The following is an 18,170-nucleotide window of genomic DNA, read 5'->3' as shown; positions in this document are numbered from 1 at the left end:
GGAGAGCCCTCGTATTACTAAAAATACCAAACACCATAGGCATGAAACACTTCTATTTCTTTTTTGGGGTGCTCGCGCTGCTGGCTTTCAGGCAAGAGGCAAATGCGCAGGGCTTTTTCACAGATTCGCTTAGGGCCTTGGAAGACCCTGAGGAGTTGGCCAACCCGTCAGTGGTGGGCATGGGCAAAAGTAAAGGCATTATTATCAGGTATGAGCGCCTGCCTCGCTTTGGCATCTGGTCAGAGGGCAAGCAGGAAGGCGTGAGAGACGCCGAGGCCAAGGTGCTCAAGAGTAACCGGTTTGAGTTCAAGGCCTACGCCCCGCTGGTGAATAACCCGCATTTTAAGATGGTACTGGGCGGCAGCTATTTTATTGAGGAGTTTAATTTCAGTGACCCAGAATCAGAGGACTACCCCCTGTACCAACGGCTGGAAGACAAGAACCTGCGCTCCCTGGACGGACAACTGATCATGCTCAAACCCCTCAACAACAAAAACTACCTTATCTTCAGGGTAAAGGGGGAACTGAACGGCGACTACGGCAAACACTCCAGCGTGAGCCTTAAGAGATACTTCAGAACCTCTATGGAGGCCATTTACGGCTGGAAGAAAAGCCCTTACCTCTCTTATGGGGTTGGGGCCCAACTGGGTTATGCCTTCGGTAGGCAGACCATTTACCCGGCCTTTCTGTACAACCGCACCTTCAATGACAAATGGGGCGTAGAAGCGCTTTTCCCGGCCAACGTAACCTTGCGGCGTAATTTATCAGAGAAGTCTTTGCTGTACCTGGGGTATAAAATTGACGGGGCTACCTATAACATCAATATAGACACAGAGCCCTTTAACCAGTATGAGACGGTAGAAATCAGGAAATCTGAGCTCAAGGCCCGGCTCCGGTGGGACAGGGAGATCTATGATTTCCTTTGGTTTGGGTTAGAGACGGGTTACCGCTACAACCACCGCTTTAACGTGTATGACGGCCGAAACAAAACCGCCAACCCGCTCATAGAGAACCATATCAAAGACGCCATGTTCTTCAACGTGGAACTGTTCCTGGTGCCTCCGCGCCGCTTCTTAAAACAATAGTTTCTGTTTTGGGCCTGTTTTCCGGAAAACAGGCCCAAAATAGAAATAAGCTCAGTTCTTCTGACAAGCAAAGCCCCGGCCCTGACAAAACTCATCTGTCAGGGCCGGGGCTTTGCTGTTGGGGTGTTCTTCCTTAAGGTGCTTAGCGGTTTGCCTTCTTCTTTAGGAGGTTATAGATATCATATTGGGCCCGTATGGAGGCCGTTGGGTCATTGGAGATCCAGTACTGGTTGTCTGCCGTGCGGGCCTTTTGGTTGTCCTGGCGCTGGATGTTCAGCAGGTGCCGGAGTTCCTTGCGCAGGTCTGGATTGTAGATAGGGAAAGCCACCTCCACCCGTCGGCTTAGGTTGCGGTTCATCCAGTCAGCCGATGCCACGAAGATTTTTTCCTCGCCCCCGTTGCCAAACACGTAAACACGGCCGTGCTCCAGGTAGCGGTCCACAATACTCCTTACAATGATGTTCTCGCTCAGGCCCGGTACGCCCGGGATTAGAGTGCAGATGCCCCGCACCAGCAGTTCAATCTTCACGCCGGCCTGGCTGGCCTCATACAGTTGGTGCACCATACGGCTGTCTTGCAGGGCGTTGATTTTGACAATCATATAAGCCGGCTTACCTTCGCGGGCCAGGCGCATCTCATTCTGGATAAGTTCTGTAAACCCTTCGCGCAGGTTAAACGGCGAGACCAGCAGGTGCTCAAACGTTTGGTTTTTGTTGCCATCTACCAAAAAGTTGAAAACCTTGGCCAACTCACTGGTAAGCCGCTCATCTGTGGTGAACAGGGCGTGGTCTGTGTAGGTGCGCGAAGTTTTCTCGTTATAGTTACCCGTGCTCAGGTAAGCGTAGTGCATGGCCTGCCCGTCTTCCTGGCGGGTGACCAGGCCAATCTTGCTGTGTACTTTCAGGTCAGGCACTCCGTAGATCACGTTGGCGCCGGCCTTCTCCATTTTGTTGCCCCAGAAGATGTTGGACTCCTCGTCAAAGCGGGCCTTCAACTCAACCACCACCGTGACCAGTTTGCCGTGCTCAGCAGCCCTGATCAGCGCTTTCGCGATTTTTGATTTCTCGGCTACGCGGTACAGCGTGATGCTGATGTTAGTGACCTGCGGGTCATCGGCGGCTTCTTCAAAGAACCTTAGTGCGTAGTCAAATTTCTGGTACGGGTAATGCACCAGGTACTCCTTCTTTTTCATGGCCTCCAGGATACTGGGCTCGCCTTCCAACTCAGGGTGGGGCAGGGGCGGCTGCTCTTCATAGTAAAGCGGCGCCATGGTAAACTTAGGGAACCCGAAGAAGTCTCTGAAGTTGTGGTAACGGCTGCCCACCACCAGTTCCTCAGAACTGAGGCCGGTGCGGTCCAGCAGGGCGTTCAGCAGTGGCTCAGGCGTCTGGGGGTCATAGAGCAGGCGGCTGGGATGCCCGGTTTCGCGCTTTTTAAGGCTTTTCTTGATCTTGGCCATCAGGTTACCGGATACCTCTTCCTCAATGTCCAGCTCGGCGTCGCGGGAGAGTTTCACGGCAAAGGCCTCTACCTGGGCAAAGCCCGGGAACAGGTCCTGCAAGCCCACCCGTATCACGTCATCCAGCATCATCACATAGTGCTTTCCGCCTTCGGCGGGCAATTGCACAAAACGGCTGCCGTGCTTCTGGGTGGGTATCTCTACAATGGCATATTGCTCCTGGGTAGACTCCTGGTCTGGGTTGGGGGTTAACCGCACCATCAGGTACACGGTCTGGTCTTTCAGGAACAAGGGGCTGGGGTTCGCGCTGAAAATGATGGGCACCAGCAGCGGTTTCACAGACTTCCTGAAGTAATCCAGGGCCATTTCCCGTTGGCTGTCGGTACACTCGGTCTCATCTATCAGGCAGATGTGCTCTTTTCGCAGCTCGGGCAGCAGCTCATTCCTGAAAATCTGTCCAAACTCCTTCTGTTGCCTGGATACTTCCTGCAGAATCTCCTCCAGTTCAGCCGAGGGGTCCTCCTCCAGCTTTTCGCGGGTTTTCTTCTTCAGTTTCACCAGGCGGCGCATGGTGGCCACCCGCACTTTGAAATACTCATCCAGGTTGGAGGAGAAGATGGCCATGAAATTGAGGCGCTCCAGCAGCGGGACCCGCGGGTCTTTTGCCTCTTGCAGCACCCGGTAGTTAAAGGCCAGCCAGCTGAGCTCACGGCTCAGAAGCGGGGCCTGGGAAGTAGTTGTTAGGGAAGAATCAGGGTTGTCAATTGCAGCCATTCTGGAATAAAGGTAAATAGGGTAATCTGAGAAAGGGCCGGGCGGCGCTTATCGGTAGTTTTTGGGGAAGTCAAAGAAAAGCAGCTTGGCGTTCTCTTTGGAGATTTCCCCCCAGTGGTTACAGTCAAAGCTGATGGCCACCACGCCCGCCGTAGGTAAATTGGCGATGCTTTTCTCAGGGGTGAGGTAATTGGCCAATTCTGTAAAGACAGGGTTATGCCCCACTAGCATGACATAGTCATATTCCTCCGGCAGCACCTGTATAAAGTCCATGAGGGAATCTGAGGGGATTTGGTAAAGCTCTTCCTGCACCGCAATTTTCTCGGGGTCATAGTCCAGTTCCTTGGCAATAAGGGTGGCCGTGGAAATGGCCCTTACCGCCGAACTGGAGATGATAAGGTCTAGCTTGGTTTTGCGTTCCAGTAACTCCTGGCCAATGAGCTTGGCGTCATTGCGGCCCTTTTTGGTTAAAGGACGGTCATGGTCACTGAGTTCCTCAAATTTCCAGCTGGATTTAGCGTGGCGTAACAGATATAGCGTCTTCATTTGGCTTCTATAACATGAACAGCCATAAATCCTGCCCAAAGGCGCACAATTATGGCTAATGTCTTTACTGAAACCACCGTGAAATAGTTGTCATAGAGCCCACGCGGCCCCACATTTAAAAGGCTTTGGCTAATACACGGAATGCAAATTGGTGAATTCCCCCTCCCGTGAAATGACGGCTGCCCAAGCCTGAAAAACCAAGGGCGGGAAAGTGATCTGCCTTGGGCCTTATAAACAACCTCTAAGAAAGGCCCAAACAAAAAAGAAGCCCTATCTATAAGCTCCTCTATTGTTTGATTTATGTTTTCTGTTTTGGGCCTGTTTTCCTAAAAACAGGCCCGAAACAGAAAAAGACTTAGTATTCTTCCTGTGGCGCGTTGTTGGGGTAGCGCTCATTGTGGATTCTGGCAACCTCTTTGAACAAAACTTCCCGTAGCTCATCAATGTTGATACGGTTGGTGGCCGAGATGAAAATAGCCGGGGTGTGCTGCTTGGCCATGTAGGTAGACTTCAGCTCGCTGATGTCTGGCCGGGCCTCTGGGTTGTGCTCCTGCATTTCGCGCTCGCGCTCCTCCAGGTAGAGGTCGGTTTTGTTGAACACCAGAATCACCGGCTTATCCGCCGAATGGATGTCTTTGAGCGTGGAGTTGACCACGTTGATGTGCTCCTCAAAAGACGGGTGCGACACATCCACCACGTGCAGCAGCAGATCAGATTCCCTGATCTCATCCAGGGTGGTCTTGAAGCTTTCAATAAGCTTGGTAGGCAGTTTTCTGATGAACCCTACCGTGTCTGAGAGCAGGAACGGGATGTTGTCAATCACCATCTTGCGCACCGTAGAGTCTACCGTGGCAAACAGCTTGTTCTCCGCGAACACGTCTGCCTTGGTGAGCAGGTTCATGAGGGTAGACTTGCCCACGTTGGTGTAGCCCACCAGCGACACCCGCACGATACCGGTCCTGGACTTGCGCTGCTCAAAGTTCTGCTTCTCAAACTTGTCCAGCTTTTCCTTGAGCAAGGTGATCTTTTCGCGCACAATCCGTCTGTCGGTCTCAATCTCGGTTTCCCCTGGTCCACGCATGGCCACGCCCCCGCCTTTCTGGCGGCTTAAGTGGGTCCACATGTTGGTGAGTCGGGGCAGCAGATAGCGGTACTGGGCCAGCTCTACCTGGGCGCGGGCGGTGGCCGTCTGGGCGCGTAGCGCGAAGATGTCCAGAATGAGCAGACTGCGGTCAATGATCTTCACCTCCAGCTCGCGCTCCAGGTTACGCACCTGCGATGGCGAAAGGTCATCGTCAAAAATAACCATGTCTACCTTGTGCTCTTTCACATAGGCGTTTACTTCCTCTAGCTTGCCCTTGCCCACGTAAGTGCGCATGTCGGGCTTGTCTAGTTTCTGCACGAACCGTTTGAGCGTTTTGGCACCCACGGTCTCCGTAAGGAAGGCAAGCTCATCTAAATATTCCTTGGTTTTTTCATCGGTCTGCTTGTAGGCAGGCACGGCTACCAAGACAGCGGTTTCCTGATCCTTGGCAGTTATATGGAGCGATTTCTTCATGTAGTCTTTTTACTTTTTAAGCAATGTGGAATAAAGGGCCAGCGCCTCTATTTCCTGTTCAGTTAATTGCGAGCCAAAGCCCGGCATCAGGCCCCGGCCGTTGGCGATCACCTCCTGTCGGCCTTCTGGGGTTAACGTGCTGACCGCCAGATTGGCTGCCCCGCCGGCTCCTTTCTGGCCGTCCTGGCCGTGGCAGGCGGCGCAGAGATTGGTGTAAATGGCCTTGGTATTCTCCAGTTGGGTGCCTTGCAGCTCGGTGATAATCGGGTGGCTGGCCTTGGTGGCGGCCGGTGCAATCCTGTTTGCCTCCCCTGTTACCGCTTCGCCTTTGTCAGGACGCATTTTCAGGCTTTTGGTTTCGGCTACCCCGTACACATAGACAAAAATGAGGAGAGCTACGGCGGCCAAAATTTTATTGTGCTTTTTGATGCCTACCAGGGTCACCGGAATGGCCGCCAGCACCAGTACTACTTTTATGAGGAGCCAATTAGGCAGTTTGCCGTTATAGTTCAGCGCCAGAAAGATGCCGGTGATGAGAATTAGCAGGCCAAACACAATATCCAGCATTCTGGTGGAGGACCGGAATCTGTCCAGGGAGTCATGCTTGTTGGTAAACAGGAGAAACGCCTTTACCAGAAACAGAATCAGGAACAGGACAACTACCAGAATGTGCGTATGTGAAATTGCGGTAATCATATCAAAAGGCCTGGTAAAGAGCGGTAGGTTGGGTACAAAGTAAACACAATGGGCTGAACTATATACAACCAAAACCAGATTCTACGGGTTTGAAGGGTTAACTGCCGAAACTGCTGTTATCTTTGTCTTTTATTTTCCCGCCATGCGCATTGCCATTGTTATCAATAAATCCTGGAACATCTTCAATTTCCGCCTGAGCCTGGTGAAAGCCTTGCTGGCCGCGGGGCATGAAGTGGTGGCCATTGCCCCCGAGGACGCCTATTCGGCAAGATTAGTAGCAGAAGGCTGCAAGTTTGTGGACCTGCCCATGGAAAGCAAAGGCACCAACCCCGTTAAAGACATGCTGCTGGTGGGCAAGTTCCTGAAGGCCTACCAGAAAGTGAAGCCCGATGTGATTTTGCAGTACACCATCAAACCCAATATATACGGTTCTTTGGCGGCCAGACTGGCGGGCATTCCTAGCATCAACAACGTGTCTGGCCTGGGAACGGTGTTCATTGTGGAGAACCTGGTGTCGAAAGTCGCCATGGCCCTTTACCGTTTCTCCTTTCAATTTCCGGCCAAGGTGTTTTTCCAGAACAATGATGACAAGGCCCTGTTTCTGGAACGCAAGCTAGTACGTGAATCCATCACTGAAGTGCTTCCCGGTTCTGGTATTGACACCACCCGGTTTCAGCCAGCAACCGAGTTTATGCGCCATGACCCGTTCGTATTCCTGATGGTTTCCAGGGCGCTATATGAGAAAGGGCTGGTGGAATACGTGGAAGCCAGCAAAATCCTGAAAGCCAAATACCCGCAAGTGCGGGTGCAACTGCTGGGCGCTATTGATGAGGAAGGCAACATAGGCATTAAACGCACGCAGGTGGAGCAGTGGGCCAAAGAAGGCTGGCTGGAATATCTGGGCACCTCAGACAACGTGGCCGGTGTCATGCATGTTGCTGACTGCGTGGTGTTGCCATCCTACCGCGAAGGCACCCCGCGCACCCTGCTGGAGGCTGCGGCCCTGGGCAAACCCATTGTCACCACCAACGTGCCCGGCTGTAAAGAAACCGTGGTAGACGGCTACAACGGCTACCTTTGCGACGTGCGCAACGGCGCCAACCTGGCCGCCAAAATGGAGCAGGTCCTGCAACTTCCAGCCGCTGACCTCCAGGCCATGGGCCAGAACAGCCGCCGCCTGGCAGAAGAGAAATTTGACGAAAAATACGTAATAGACCGCTACTTCGCGGCCATTGAAGGAGCTACCGGTAAAGTGGCCAGAAAGATAGATTAGTTAAGAATAAAATAGCTCATGCAAATTAAGACCTGCCAGATTTCTGGCGTATTGGAGATAATTCCTTCAATTTTCACGGATAGCCGCGGGGCTTTTCTGGAAACCTTTAGCTCCCGGAACTTTGTGGAAGCCGGAATCTCAGAATCCTTTGTGCAGGATAATTTATCAGTATCAAAGAAAGGCGTTTTAAGAGGCCTTCATTTTCAGAGGCCACCCTATGCGCAGGCAAAGTTGGTAAGTGTAGTAGTAGGTAAGGTGCAAGATGTGGTAGTAGACCTGCGTAAGGAATCTCCTACCTACGGCCAGTATGTTAGCTATGTGCTTGATGCTGAAAAAAGGAATCAGGTATATGTACCGGCCGGCTTTGCCCATGGTTTTGTAGCGCTAGAAGAGGGAACCGTATTCCAGTACAAGTGCAGCAATTACTACAACAAAGATTCTGAAGGCGGACTGCTCTGGAACGACCCAACCCTGGGAATAGATTGGGGAGTGGAAAATCCTTTGATTTCTGAGAAGGATGAGATTCTGCCTACGCTGGCCAATTTTGAGTCGCCGTTTTAAGTAATAAAGAATGGGTATCTAAAAAAGGAGAAGCCTCTGCATTTTAACAGAGGCTTCTCCTTTTTGTTTATCTATTAGCAGGTCTGTTTTGGGGCTGTTTTCTGAAAAACAGCCCCAAAACAGATTATAGTAAATTTACTATGGTTTCCAAGCCAATGCCGCGGGAGCCTTTGATGAGCACGTTGCTGTTACGGATAGGGTGGTCGGTGAGCCATTGCTCCAGGGCGCTTTTCTCCGCGAAGTAAAAAAAGTCCGGGTTCACCTCGGCGGCGTAGCGCATCTCCTTTCCGCAGATAAACACTTGGCTGAAGTTCTGGCGGTTCAATTGCTCGCCCAATAGGCGGTGCTCCGCCTCGCTTTCCTGGCCCAGTTCCAGCATGTCGCCCAGAATGACCACCTTGGGCTCGCTGGCCATCTCGGCGAAGTTAGCCACCGATAAGGCCATGGAGCTGGGATTGGCGTTGTAGGCGTCCAGTAAAATGGTATTGGTGCCTTTTTTGACGATCTGGGAGCGGTTGTTGGTGGGCGCGTAGTTGGCAATGGCAGCGTTTATCTGCTCATGCGGTACCCCAAAATACTGGCCAATACAGGCGGCGGCCATCATGTTCTCAAAGTTGTAGGAACCCATCAGGTGCGTATGCACCTCTTCGCCGTTGGCGGCGCGGTAGATTACCTGCGGGGCGGCTTGCAGTAAGGTGGCACTGTAATCATCCTGCTCGCTGTAATAGGTGACTTTGTTGGCGAGCCGGCGTACCATGCGCATGAGATGGTCGTTAGAAGTATTCACGAACACAATGCCGTTGGCTTTGTCTAAGTGCAGGTAGAGTTCGCTCTTGGTGCGGGCCACGCCTTCCAGGCTCCCGAACCCCTCTAAATGGGCCTTGCCAATATTGGTGATGAGGCCGTGGGTGGGCAAGGCATAAGAACAGAGTTCGGCAATGTCGCCGGGATGGTTGGCGCCCATCTCAATGATGGCCATCTCATGCTCGGGCTGGATGCTGAGCAGGGTAAGCGGCACGCCAATGTGGTTGTTCAGGTTGCCCTTGGTGCAGAGCACGTTAAACTTCTGGCTGAGCACCGCATTGATCAGTTCTTTGGTGGTGGTTTTGCCGTTGGAACCCGTAATGCCGATAATTGGAATGTCTAGCTGCAGCCGGTGGTGCAAGGCCAGTTCCTGCAGGGCTTTGAGCGAGTCTTCCACCTGAATGATTTTAGGGCCGGTAATGGCGGGGTCCTGCACCACGGCGTACCGGGCGCCTTTGTCCAGGGCCGCCTGCGCAAACTGGCTGCCTTTGAAATTAGGGCCGTCCAGGGCGAAAAAAAGCGTATTGTCTTGGGGAGCCCGGGAATCTGTGCTTACTTTTCGGCACTCCAGGTATTTTTGGTATAGTTGCTCTAGTTGCTGCGCCATAGCTTAACTTGCTTTCTCACGTTACGTGCTACAAATAAATGAATCGTGCATTAAAGTTACTAGCCTTTTTTATATGTTGGGTAACGGGCATCTGGCAAACTGCGTTTAGCCAGACACCCATCCGGCTTCAGGAGGCAACTGGCCCCGTGGTGCAGACCGCGCAGGGGCAAGCCTTGCCACTGGCTTGGGCCGGTGGGTTCAACAGCCCGCAGTTCTCGGCCATTGACCTGAATCAGGACGGGCAACTTGATCTATTCGTCTTTGATAGAAGCTCCCAGAAGGTGGCTACTTTCCTGGCAGTACGCACCAACGGGGTTTGGGGCTACCAACCGGCACCGCAGTACGCCGAGGCCTTCCCCAAGGAGCTCAGGTATTTCGCTGTGCTGCGTGATTTTAACTGTGACGGCAAGCCTGATCTGTTCACCGCCTCCGGCCAGGGCGTGGCCGTGTACACCAATTCCTTTACTGCCAGTCCGGGCCTTACCTTTAACCTTACCCACCCGGTGCTGCTGTATGACGCCAACGTGAACCTGATTATTGGTTCTGAGGACATGCCGGCCATCACGGACATGGACGGCGACGGCGACCTGGATATTCTGGCCTGGGAATGGTCTGGCGGGGCCAAGCTGGAGTATTTTCGGAACGACCAGATAGAGCAGGGTCTGGCCTGCGGTACGTTTAAGCTCACCCGCGCCTCGTCTTGGTGGGGGCAGGTGACCCGCTGCATAGGCACCTGTCACAGCTATGCCTTTGGCGCGGAGTGCCCAGCCATTCACCACATTGGGGGTTCCAGCGTGCTGCCCCTGGACCTGAACGGAGACGGCGTGATGGATCTGTTGAACGGCCACGACGATTGCCCAGATCTGGCCAGCCTCCTCAATACCGGTACCAACCAGCAACCAAAGATCACCAGCGCCGGCTATAACTTCGGCCCAGACATTGAGGGGCGGCAGTTCAGCGTGTTTCCGGCGGCATATTACCTGGATGTCACTTTTGACGGACTTCCGGACCTGGTGGTGGCGCCCAACATGACCAGCAATTCGCACCAGAACGTGGACCTGAAGAACTCCGTGTGGGTATACGCCAACACCGGCACCGCCTCCAAACCCCGCTTCCAGAGTGCCAAACAGCCGTTCCTGCAACACCAGATGCTGGAAGTAGGTGAGGGCGCTGCCCCGGCGCTGGGCGATCTTGTAGGGAACACCGCCCTTGATTTACTGGTGGGCAATACCGCTGCGTTAGAGAATGGACGCTATTCGGCCTCCTTGGCACTGTGGCAAAATAAAGGCACCGCCCAGCAAGCCGTGTTTGAAGCCACGGATCCAGATTATCTGGGTTTTGCGGCCCTCAACCTGCAAGCCCTGAAGCCGCAACTGCTGGATCTTAATGCTGATGGGAAAGTGGACCTGGCCTGGAGCGCCTATAACCCTGCCACCGCCTCGGTAGAATTCAAGTACCTGCTCAACCAGGCCGCCGCCGGGCAACCCGCGCAGTTTACGCTGGCCCAGGCAATTCCGGTGCCCGGCTTGCTTTTGTTCAGGGGCGATACCCCTTATTTGTTTGATGTAAACGGTGACGGAACGCTGGACGTGCTCATCGGGAAATCTTCGGGCGCCTTAACGTATTACCGCAACACCGGCACCAATATTTCTCCCACCTGGACTTTGGTTTCTGAAGCCCTGGGCGGAATTGGCCCCAACGTGGAGCGCCGGCGCCTGCAGGTTATGGTGGCAGACCTGAACCGTGACGGCCAGCCCGACCTGCTTACCTCTGACGACGGCGGGCAACTGAGGGTCTACCCAGCTTTCAAAGCACATCTGACCGGCGCCTTTCCGCTGGAGGAAAATGTGCTCTGGGAACCCCTGCGGCAGGAATATGCCAAAGCCACCTTTGGCGCAGGAATGGTGTTGGCGGCCGCTGATATAAACAACGACGGTTCCCAGCTGCCCGAATTTCTGGTGGGTACTCTGGCTGGGGGCATCCGGTTTCTGAGAGCCATCACTGAGCCTTTGGGCATGGATGAGGAAGCAACCTCGGCTAAAAAGGCTATTCAATTTTACCCCAACCCCGCCAACGGATTCACGCAACTGGTAACGGAGAAAGCTGCTTCGTATACCTTGACCAGCCTATTAGGCGTAAAAGTGGCGCAAGGGAAAACCAAAGCCAATACAGCACATACGCTCTCTACCCAGGCTCTGCCGTCAGGGGTTTACTTGTTGCGCGTGGTACTGCCAGATGGCAAGGCGTCCACCCACAAACTTGTAGTCCAGCACTAGATGGTAGCGATGGTGTTGGTGGACCTCACCGAAGAGGGAACATTTACCTATAGGCAGCCGGTGCTGACTTGGGTGAAGCAACATTACCCCAAAGTAGTGACCCTGGATGTAGACGCGGCTTCTGAACCCGCCATGCTTGGTTATGCGCAGAAGCTGCTGCAGGAAGCGCGTTTTTGCGTCGTTTTTCTGAAAACAAGCCCAAAACAGCGGTTAGGTGTAGCCGCCGCTTTCATAGAAACTATCTTGCAGAAAGGTGCTGCCGCTGCCGTCAGTCTGGAGGGGGAACAACCCCAGATCGTTTCTATTCTGAAGGCCCGGCCCGCCATAGGTTTCCATCACAGTGTCCAGCAAAACGACTGGCAACCGTTTTTGGCCTCTTCTCTGGAAAACAGCCTCAAAATGGAAACCGGCTTATTAGAGTAATCCACAGAAAGCTGTTAAAAAAAAGACCTGGCAGTAAGCCTGCAAGCGTGCTAAAACACTTACAGGCCTACCGACAGGTCCGTTGATTGAAAGGAAGCCGTAGGAAGATTTCCTAAAGGCTCTGTGCTTCAAGGTTTAACTCAGGAAAAAAGCGTCGGCGTCTAAGTTCCAGGGAAGGTGGTGACGGGTTTCCTGCAGGTGGTCACGGGAAAGGGTGATGGTGCTGATAGCCTCGTCATACTGGTGGTGCACCAATTCTTCGCCCAGAAGGTTGTAGGCTGCCGTGTCGCCCGCATAGGTATGGCCTCTTTCATCAATGCCCACGCGGTTCACGCCTACGCAGAAGGCCAGGTTTTCAATGGCCCGGGCCCGAAGCAACGTTTGCCAAGCTAGGCGCCGTTTATTGGGCCAGCTGGCCACGTACAGCAGCACATCATAATTGATAGGCGTGTTTCTGGACCAAACCGGGAAACGCAGGTCATAGCAGATCATGGGGCAAATACGCCAGCCTTTCAACTCCACAATCAGGCGTTTCTTGCCAGGAGTGTAGACCTCGGTCTCACCGGCCATCCTGAAAAGGTGGCGCTTGTCATAGTGAGAGAAAGTGCCGTCGGGGCGCATCCAGATGAGGCGGTTAAAGAACCGGCCGTTCTCCTCAATAATCAGGCTTCCTGTGACTACCGCATTGAAGTGGAAAGCCATTTTCGCCATCCATGCCACAGATTCCCCGTCCATCTGTTCGGCTAAATGCTGGGCATCCATGCTGAACCCGGTGGTGAACATCTCCGGGAGAACAATTAAATCTGTGAAAGGCAGTTGCTCCATTTTGTGCTGGAACATGGCCCGGTTGGCGGTAGGGTTGTGCCAATGTAGGTCCGCTTGAATTAAGGAAACGTGCAGGTCAGACATGAAAGGGAGGTAGAAACAACAAATTGGACTATTTTTTAACCAGAACCGGTAACTTGCCGTCTTCTGGTACGCTAAATATAGTATTACTTCTGATTACACCCAATAACCTGCATGGAGATTCAAAAGAAAAAAATAGCCATTGACATGGATGAGGTCATGGCCGACCCCATTGAGAAATTCATCAACCTGTATAACCAGGAATTCGCGCTGGACCTGAAGCTGGAGGCCCTGCACGGCAAGGAGATTTTTGAGGCCGTGCCCCAGGAACATTCCCATAAAGTGTGGGAGTACATTAACGCCGAAGGCTTCTTTCGGGACCTGACTGTGATCCCGGGCAGCCAGGACGTGATCAAAGCCCTCACCGAGAAATACCAGGTCTTCATTGTGAGCGCGGGCATGGAATTCCGGAACTCGCTCATTGATAAGTTCGACTGGTTACAAGACCATTTTCCCTTCATCAGCTGGAAAAACTACGTGCTCTGCGGTGATAAAAGCATTATCGGCGCTGATATAATGATTGATGACCGGCCCAAGAACCTGCGTACTTTCTCTGGGGAGCGTAAATTGCTCTTTACCTCGCCGCATAATGTGAATTTGGTGGAGTTTGAGCGGGTGAGTACGTGGCAGGAAGTGGCGGAGAAGTTGTTGTAGAAGGGGTTTCTGTTTTGAGCCTGTTTTAAGGAAAATGGGCTCAAAACAGATTTTAGTTTTTGGCTATAGTTAACCCACCGCCGTTGTTGGTGTTCTCACCAACGACCCAGGCTGCTCTTCTCTTTCCTGTTAAGCCGTTACGGTCCAACTCTTCCTTACAAACTCATTCCTTTCCTTCGCCCGGCCGGCGTCTGTCACTTTTCTCCTTGATGAGAAAAGTAACCAAAAGAATCAAGAACCCCCGAACTCGCTGCCGCTCAGACAGGCGGGGCTTCTTTTCAGTACCACCGGGCAACCGTCCTCTGCTGCTAGGGAGCTTACGCCATTGCTGTTTGTTCCGCAGCTGCTTGCCCCTGCCCATGCTTCGGGCTACGCGTGGCGGCCCTCCGCCAGGTGCGGGGCAGGTAGCCAGTATGCTGCTTGTAAGGCTGCAATGCCTGTATCGCCCGGCGGGCGGGAGAAAGGTAGGGACAGGGCTTGACCTGTCCGTGGTTCCAGTTGTTAGGGGCCTGCTCGTTGGTAACCCGCCTAAACACTTCCTACACTCAGAACTATAAAAGGCATAACCGTTCCGCTGCCGCACGTAGCGTCTCTTCCTTTTTCGCGAAGCAGAATCGGATGACGCCGTGGTCAAGGCCGTCATGATTGAAGACGGAGACGGGGATTACCGCTACGCCGGCTTCTTTGGTGAGCCATTTGGAGAATTCCACGTCTGGGGTAGATGAGATCTTGGAGTAGCGGGCCAGTTGGAAGTAGGTGCCGGGGCAGGGGAGCAGCTCAAACTTGGAGGGTGCTAGCAGTTGGGTGAACAGGTCGCGCTTCTGCTGGTAGAAAGCTGGTAAGGTGAGGTAATGTTCCTGGTTATCCAGGAAAGAAGCCAAGGCGTGCTGGAACGGGGTAGCAGTGCTGAAGGTAAGGTATTGGTGCACTTTCCGGAACTCAGCGGTGAGGGCGGGCGGGGCAATGCAGTAGCCTACTTTCCAGCCGGTGGTATGGTAAGTCTTCCCGAAGGAGGAAACCACGAAGGCCCGCTGTGCCAGCGCCGGGACCGTGAGCAGGCTCAGGTGCGGCTTTCCGTCAAAGACCATGTGCTCGTAGACCTCGTCGCTGAGGATTAAAAACGGGAATTTCTGGGTAAGGCGGGCAAGGGCCTCCAGGTCTGTGGGTTGCCATACGGCCCCGCTGGGGTTGTGCGGCGAGTTGATGATGAGCAGCCGGGTCTTCTGGGTGAGCCTGTCTTCCACCTGTTGCCAATCCACGCTAAAGTCTGGGAAACGCAGGGGCACAAACACCGGCACCCCGCCGCTCAGCTCAATGGCCGGCACATAGGAGTCATAGCAGGGCTCCAGCACCATTACTTCATCGCCGGGGTGTACTACGGCGGCAATGGCGGCAAACAGGGCTTCAGTGGCGCCCGAGGTGACGGTGACCTCCGTGTCTGGGTGCGGCAAGTAGCCGTAAAGCAGCTGGGTCTTCTCGCTTATTTTCTGGCGCAGCACCGGCAGACCCGGGCTGGGGGCGTACTGGTTGTGGCCCGCGTGCATGGCCTCATTGACCAGATCCATTAGGGCCGGCGGGCAGTTGAAATCAGGGAAGCCCTGGGAGAGGTTAATGGCGCCGTGTTGCTGGGCCAGCTGACTCATGGTGCTGAAGATGGTGGTACCCACGCGGGGGAGTTTGCTTTGCAAAGAGATGCTCATGCGTTTTAAGCCTGTTTTTGTGAAAATAGGCAAAAAACAGATTTGGGCAAGCTAGCGGGGCAAGGTGGACTGCACTATTTGCTGCAGGGTAGGCACTACCTCCCGCTCAAACCAGGGGTGGCGCTTAAACCAGGCAATATTGCGGGGCGAAGGATGAGGCAATGGAAGATACTGCGGTAAATATTCCTGCCAGGCTTCCACGGTTTGGGTGAGGGTAGGTTTAGCCTTGGGGCCCAGGAACGCTTTCTGAGCATAGTTTCCTATAAGCAGGGTAAGCTGCACCTGGGGCAGGTGGGGCAGCAACTGGGGGTGCCAGTGGGCGGCGCACTCAGGACGCGGCGGCAGGTCTCCCGATTTGCCGGTGCCGGGGTAGCAGAAGCCCATGGGCACAATGGCCACGTGGGCGTCATTGTAGAACTGATCGGGCGTGAGCCCCAGCCACTGACGCAGGCGCTTGCCGCTCTGGTCATCCCAGGGAATACCAGAGGCGTGTACCTTGGTGCCGGGCGCCTGGCCCACTACCAAAAGCCGGGCCGTGGCCGATGCCCGCACCACCGGCCGGGGACCATGTGGCAAATGGGCGGCGCACAGTTGGCAGGCCCGTATCTGGGTGAGCAGTTCTTCCAGCATAGATGTGAGGGGAAAGCGGCTTCTGGTTTAAGGCAAATTTGAGGAAAAGAGGCCAGAAACGCAGACTGCCGGGCAAGTAAAATAAAGAAGCCGGCCCTTACGTGGGCCGGCTTCTCCAGAGGGTTAGGCTTTGAAAGCCTCTATTCGTCTAAATATCCGTCTGCTGAGACCTCATCCTGCGGGAAGGCCTTTAGCAGGAGCCAGGAGGCGGCTACACTGGTGAGCACAATGGCGATGATGATCGGTTTCATATGGCTGCTGGTTACAGGTTAGTAGTAACGGGGCGGGTTGCCGCTGCCATAGAAGAAGGAATCATCAGCATTGTCTGTCTCATCTGACCACCGCGGTCCTCTTTCAAGGCCCCGGTCCTGGGGAGCGCGGTATTCATATTTGTGGCGATCACCTGTAGGACGCTGGTGTTCCCCGCGGTGTTGCTCAGGGCGGCGGTGTTCTGGCTCTACGTTTCTATGCCACAGGTTAGATACCCCATGGGATACGTCATGCCAAGCTTCGCGCAGGCCTTCGCCCATGTCATCAATGATGCTGCCCTTGTCACGGTCCATTACGCGGCCGTTGTCTGCGGTGTAGCGCTGCTCCTGGTACCAGGTGTGGTGGCCGCTGCCGTAGCGGTAGTCATCATCTTTGTAGCGGCTGCGGGAGCCGGGATAGTCATTGTAAGGGTTGTTTTCTGGCAGGGGCGGCTCTCTGTGGTCGCCGCGGGAGTCAATGTAGGCGCCGTGATAGTAGTTCTCGTTGGAGTCATCGCGGCGGCGCTGCTCACTTAGCCTGCCTTCAAAATGAATGTTATCGTGTCCCTGGCCGTACGAATCTTGAATGGGCTTATTCGTTAGATGGGCATCGCCGTAAGGCGAAAAATGGGTATTGCTGCGCTCAATGGAGGAGTGGCCTCTTTGCTGGAAGCTGGGGGTGCCATGGTTGCGGGTGTCACCGTAGTTGCGGTGCTGGGGGCTGCCGTAGTGCTGCGGCTGCTGATGGATGCCGCCCCGGTCTGCGTTGGAGGTGCGCTGGTGGCTGTCTTCCGGGAAGTGGCTGCGCGTCTGGTGGCTGTACCCGGTATGGAACTGATTTCCTTCGTCCCAGCGGGCGTCTTGGCCCCGTTGCAGGGAAGCGTTCTGCGGGTTTCTCTGCTGGTCGCGGTTATACAATTCCCGGCCTTTCTGGTGGTTCCCTGCGTCGCCTTCCTGGTCCGGCGAGAACGTGTTTCTTGGTTTATCTTGCATGGTTCTGTCAAGTTAGTTGGTCTTGTTTGCGCGCGCTGCTGTCACTAGGCTCGCCTGAATATGTACGAGGGTACCGCCAGAGGGTTAAGCCCGGCCCCGGGGAGAGGCGGGTGGTTTGGGGGCGTTCTGGAAAAAACAGGCTCAAAACCAAAAGACGCCACAACCTTTCACGGGCAAAGCAGTAAAGGGAAGAAACCACTCTTTCTGCTTACAAATATGAAACGGTATCTACCTCTGCTGGGCGTCTTCTTGTTATTTTTTCTGGTGATATCTGGGTTTGCACACGGGCAAGGCAATGACCGCTGCCGTATCTGCTCCCGTAATAGGCCAGGAAGTGGCGACACCCCTGGTTGCGCCAGCCAGGTAAACCCAGGCCCATTTTATTTATAAGCCGTAGCATTACCGGGTCTTTGGGCCGGTTTAGGTAAACGGAACACGCTATCTTGAATAAAAACGTATCTTTCAGCGCAGGCTGAACTATAAAAAAGGGAGGCCCTGTTTTAATAGGGCCTCCCTTTTTTATAGTTCTTTTTGAGGTGACGGTGTCAGGTTATTGAAAGTGCTCTTCCATGATCTCCCGCACGTGCGCCTCTTCCAGGGGCTTGGAGATATGCCGTTGCACGGCGCGGTATTTCTTAAGCCGTTCCAGGTCATAGAAGCTGGCCGAAGAGGTGAGCATCATGACCACCATGGAATTCTGGGCCGTCTCAGGCAACTGGTGGTATTGTTCCAGGAACTCAAACCCATCCATCACCGGCATTTTAATATCCAGGAAGATGAGTTCTGGCAAAGGCTCTCCTTTGGCAATGGCGTCTTTGAGAAACTGCAGGGCTTCTTCCCCGTTGGTGGCCACCTCAATATGGTCAGCGATCTCCAGGCGGGTTAAGAGCCGCTTGTTTAAATAATTGGTGGTTTCATCATCATCAACCAATAAAATCAGGTTTAACCTTTTCATAAAGCAAATATAGATAGGGGTC

At 53.9% G+C, this 18,170-nt stretch carries 16 protein-coding genes; 6 read left to right on the top strand and 10 right to left on the bottom strand.

Going from position 1 to position 18,170, the window contains the following annotated elements; all coding sequences use genetic code 11:
* Positions 1 to 41: 41 nt before the first annotated feature.
* Positions 42 to 1,085: a DUF6268 family outer membrane beta-barrel protein gene (locus TH63_RS15265; RefSeq protein ID WP_048921704.1), complete on the top strand. Its 1,044-nt coding sequence runs from the start codon at positions 42 to 44 to the stop codon at positions 1,083 to 1,085.
* A 142-nt stretch (positions 1,086 to 1,227) separates the two neighbouring features.
* On the opposite strand, the gene ppk1 is transcribed toward TH63_RS15265, so the two are convergent.
* The 4 genes from ppk1 to TH63_RS15245 form a co-directional block, all read right to left on the bottom strand.
* Positions 1,228 to 3,318 carry a polyphosphate kinase 1 gene (gene ppk1, locus TH63_RS15260; protein WP_048921703.1) on the bottom strand — a complete coding sequence of 697 codons (2,091 nt, stop codon included), beginning with the start codon at positions 3,316 to 3,318 and terminating at the stop codon, positions 1,228 to 1,230.
* Between the two features lie 48 nt (positions 3,319 to 3,366).
* A complete protein-coding gene (gene sixA / locus TH63_RS15255; RefSeq protein ID WP_048921702.1) occupies positions 3,367 to 3,864 on the bottom strand; it encodes a phosphohistidine phosphatase SixA in 498 nt (165 codons plus the stop codon).
* 355 nt (positions 3,865 to 4,219) lie between these two features.
* Positions 4,220 to 5,422 (bottom strand): GTPase HflX, encoded by a 1,203-nt coding sequence (hflX, locus tag TH63_RS15250; protein ID WP_048921701.1) that lies wholly within the window; start codon positions 5,420 to 5,422, stop codon positions 4,220 to 4,222.
* A gap of 9 nt (positions 5,423 to 5,431) precedes the next feature.
* Positions 5,432 to 6,118 (bottom strand): SirB2 family protein, encoded by a 687-nt coding sequence (locus TH63_RS15245; protein WP_048921700.1) that lies wholly within the window; start codon positions 6,116 to 6,118, stop codon positions 5,432 to 5,434.
* A 142-nt stretch (positions 6,119 to 6,260) separates the two neighbouring features.
* Here TH63_RS15245 and TH63_RS15240 point away from each other — a divergent pair, with 142 nt between their 5' ends.
* Together TH63_RS15240 and rfbC are read left to right on the top strand one after the other, a co-directional pair.
* Positions 6,261 to 7,391, top strand: coding sequence for a glycosyltransferase family 4 protein (locus tag TH63_RS15240; RefSeq protein ID WP_048921699.1), 1,131 nt, complete (start codon positions 6,261 to 6,263; stop codon positions 7,389 to 7,391).
* An 18-nt stretch (positions 7,392 to 7,409) separates the two neighbouring features.
* A complete protein-coding gene (gene rfbC, locus TH63_RS15235) occupies positions 7,410 to 7,952 on the top strand; it encodes a dTDP-4-dehydrorhamnose 3,5-epimerase (RefSeq protein WP_048921698.1) in 543 nt (180 codons plus the stop codon).
* Between the two features lie 124 nt (positions 7,953 to 8,076).
* Here the strand turns inward: rfbC and TH63_RS15230 are convergent, their stop codons facing one another.
* Positions 8,077 to 9,363 carry a UDP-N-acetylmuramoyl-tripeptide--D-alanyl-D-alanine ligase gene (locus tag TH63_RS15230; protein WP_048921697.1) on the bottom strand — a complete coding sequence of 429 codons (1,287 nt, stop codon included), beginning with the start codon at positions 9,361 to 9,363 and terminating at the stop codon, positions 8,077 to 8,079.
* Positions 9,364 to 9,401: 38 nt separating this feature from the next.
* Between TH63_RS15230 and TH63_RS15225 the strand changes: the two genes are divergently transcribed.
* Both TH63_RS15225 and TH63_RS15220 read left to right on the top strand, forming a co-directional pair.
* On the top strand, positions 9,402 to 11,639 hold the full coding sequence (locus TH63_RS15225; protein WP_082161730.1) for a T9SS type A sorting domain-containing protein: 2,238 nt from the start codon (positions 9,402 to 9,404) through the stop codon (positions 11,637 to 11,639).
* Entirely contained in the window at positions 11,640 to 12,062 is a 423-nt protein-coding gene (locus tag TH63_RS15220) for a hypothetical protein (RefSeq protein WP_048921695.1), read from the top strand. It begins immediately after the preceding gene.
* Positions 12,063 to 12,197: 135 nt separating this feature from the next.
* Here TH63_RS15220 and TH63_RS15215 read toward each other — a convergent pair whose 3' ends face one another.
* Entirely contained in the window at positions 12,198 to 12,971 is a 774-nt protein-coding gene (locus tag TH63_RS15215; RefSeq protein WP_048921694.1) for an amidohydrolase, read from the bottom strand.
* A gap of 111 nt (positions 12,972 to 13,082) precedes the next feature.
* On the opposite strand from TH63_RS15215, the gene TH63_RS15210 reads away from it, so the two are divergent.
* The gene (locus tag TH63_RS15210; protein WP_197088572.1) at positions 13,083 to 13,622 is read left to right on the top strand and encodes a 5' nucleotidase, NT5C type; all 540 of its coding nucleotides are present in this window, start codon (positions 13,083 to 13,085) and stop codon (positions 13,620 to 13,622) included.
* A gap of 551 nt (positions 13,623 to 14,173) precedes the next feature.
* On the opposite strand, the gene TH63_RS15200 is transcribed toward TH63_RS15210, so the two are convergent.
* The 4 genes from TH63_RS15200 to TH63_RS15185 form a co-directional block, all read right to left on the bottom strand.
* Positions 14,174 to 15,322, bottom strand: coding sequence for a pyridoxal phosphate-dependent aminotransferase (locus TH63_RS15200; protein ID WP_048921692.1), 1,149 nt, complete (start codon positions 15,320 to 15,322; stop codon positions 14,174 to 14,176).
* 51 nt (positions 15,323 to 15,373) lie between these two features.
* Positions 15,374 to 15,952 (bottom strand): uracil-DNA glycosylase family protein, encoded by a 579-nt coding sequence (locus tag TH63_RS15195; RefSeq protein ID WP_048921691.1) that lies wholly within the window; start codon positions 15,950 to 15,952, stop codon positions 15,374 to 15,376.
* A 269-nt stretch (positions 15,953 to 16,221) separates the two neighbouring features.
* Positions 16,222 to 17,193 carry a hypothetical protein gene (locus TH63_RS15190; protein ID WP_048921690.1) on the bottom strand — a complete coding sequence of 324 codons (972 nt, stop codon included), beginning with the start codon at positions 17,191 to 17,193 and terminating at the stop codon, positions 16,222 to 16,224.
* Positions 17,194 to 17,743: 550 nt separating this feature from the next.
* Positions 17,744 to 18,148, bottom strand: coding sequence for a response regulator (locus TH63_RS15185; protein WP_048921689.1), 405 nt, complete (start codon positions 18,146 to 18,148; stop codon positions 17,744 to 17,746).
* Positions 18,149 to 18,170 lie beyond the last annotated feature (22 nt).

This window comes from Rufibacter radiotolerans, assembly GCF_001078055.1.
Classification (GTDB): domain Bacteria; phylum Bacteroidota; class Bacteroidia; order Cytophagales; family Hymenobacteraceae; genus Nibribacter; species Nibribacter radiotolerans.
The sequence above is the reverse complement of the archived record's forward strand: the minus strand, read 5'-3'. Positions and strand labels throughout refer to the sequence as shown.

Coding starts and splice junctions, on each gene's coding strand:
- TH63_RS15185 (WP_048921689.1), bottom strand. CDS start 18,148: ATGAAAAGGTTAAACCTGATTTTATTGGTTGATGATGATGAAACCACC.
- TH63_RS15265 (WP_048921704.1), top strand. CDS start 42: ATGAAACACTTCTATTTCTTTTTTGGGGTGCTCGCGCTGCTGGCTTTC.
- hflX (WP_048921701.1), bottom strand. CDS start 5,422: ATGAAGAAATCGCTCCATATAACTGCCAAGGATCAGGAAACCGCTGTC.
- TH63_RS15240 (WP_048921699.1), top strand. CDS start 6,261: ATGCGCATTGCCATTGTTATCAATAAATCCTGGAACATCTTCAATTTC.
- TH63_RS15215 (WP_048921694.1), bottom strand. CDS start 12,971: ATGTCTGACCTGCACGTTTCCTTAATTCAAGCGGACCTACATTGGCAC.
- TH63_RS15210 (WP_197088572.1), top strand. CDS start 13,083: ATGGAGATTCAAAAGAAAAAAATAGCCATTGACATGGATGAGGTCATG.
- TH63_RS15195 (WP_048921691.1), bottom strand. CDS start 15,952: ATGCTGGAAGAACTGCTCACCCAGATACGGGCCTGCCAACTGTGCGCC.
- TH63_RS15200 (WP_048921692.1), bottom strand. CDS start 15,322: ATGAGCATCTCTTTGCAAAGCAAACTCCCCCGCGTGGGTACCACCATC.
- TH63_RS15225 (WP_082161730.1), top strand. CDS start 9,402: ATGAATCGTGCATTAAAGTTACTAGCCTTTTTTATATGTTGGGTAACG.
- TH63_RS15190 (WP_048921690.1), bottom strand. CDS start 17,193: ATGCAAGATAAACCAAGAAACACGTTCTCGCCGGACCAGGAAGGCGAC.
- TH63_RS15245 (WP_048921700.1), bottom strand. CDS start 6,118: ATGATTACCGCAATTTCACATACGCACATTCTGGTAGTTGTCCTGTTC.
- sixA (WP_048921702.1), bottom strand. CDS start 3,864: ATGAAGACGCTATATCTGTTACGCCACGCTAAATCCAGCTGGAAATTT.
- TH63_RS15230 (WP_048921697.1), bottom strand. CDS start 9,363: ATGGCGCAGCAACTAGAGCAACTATACCAAAAATACCTGGAGTGCCGA.
- TH63_RS15220 (WP_048921695.1), top strand. CDS start 11,640: ATGGTAGCGATGGTGTTGGTGGACCTCACCGAAGAGGGAACATTTACC.
- rfbC (WP_048921698.1), top strand. CDS start 7,410: ATGCAAATTAAGACCTGCCAGATTTCTGGCGTATTGGAGATAATTCCT.
- ppk1 (WP_048921703.1), bottom strand. CDS start 3,318: ATGGCTGCAATTGACAACCCTGATTCTTCCCTAACAACTACTTCCCAG.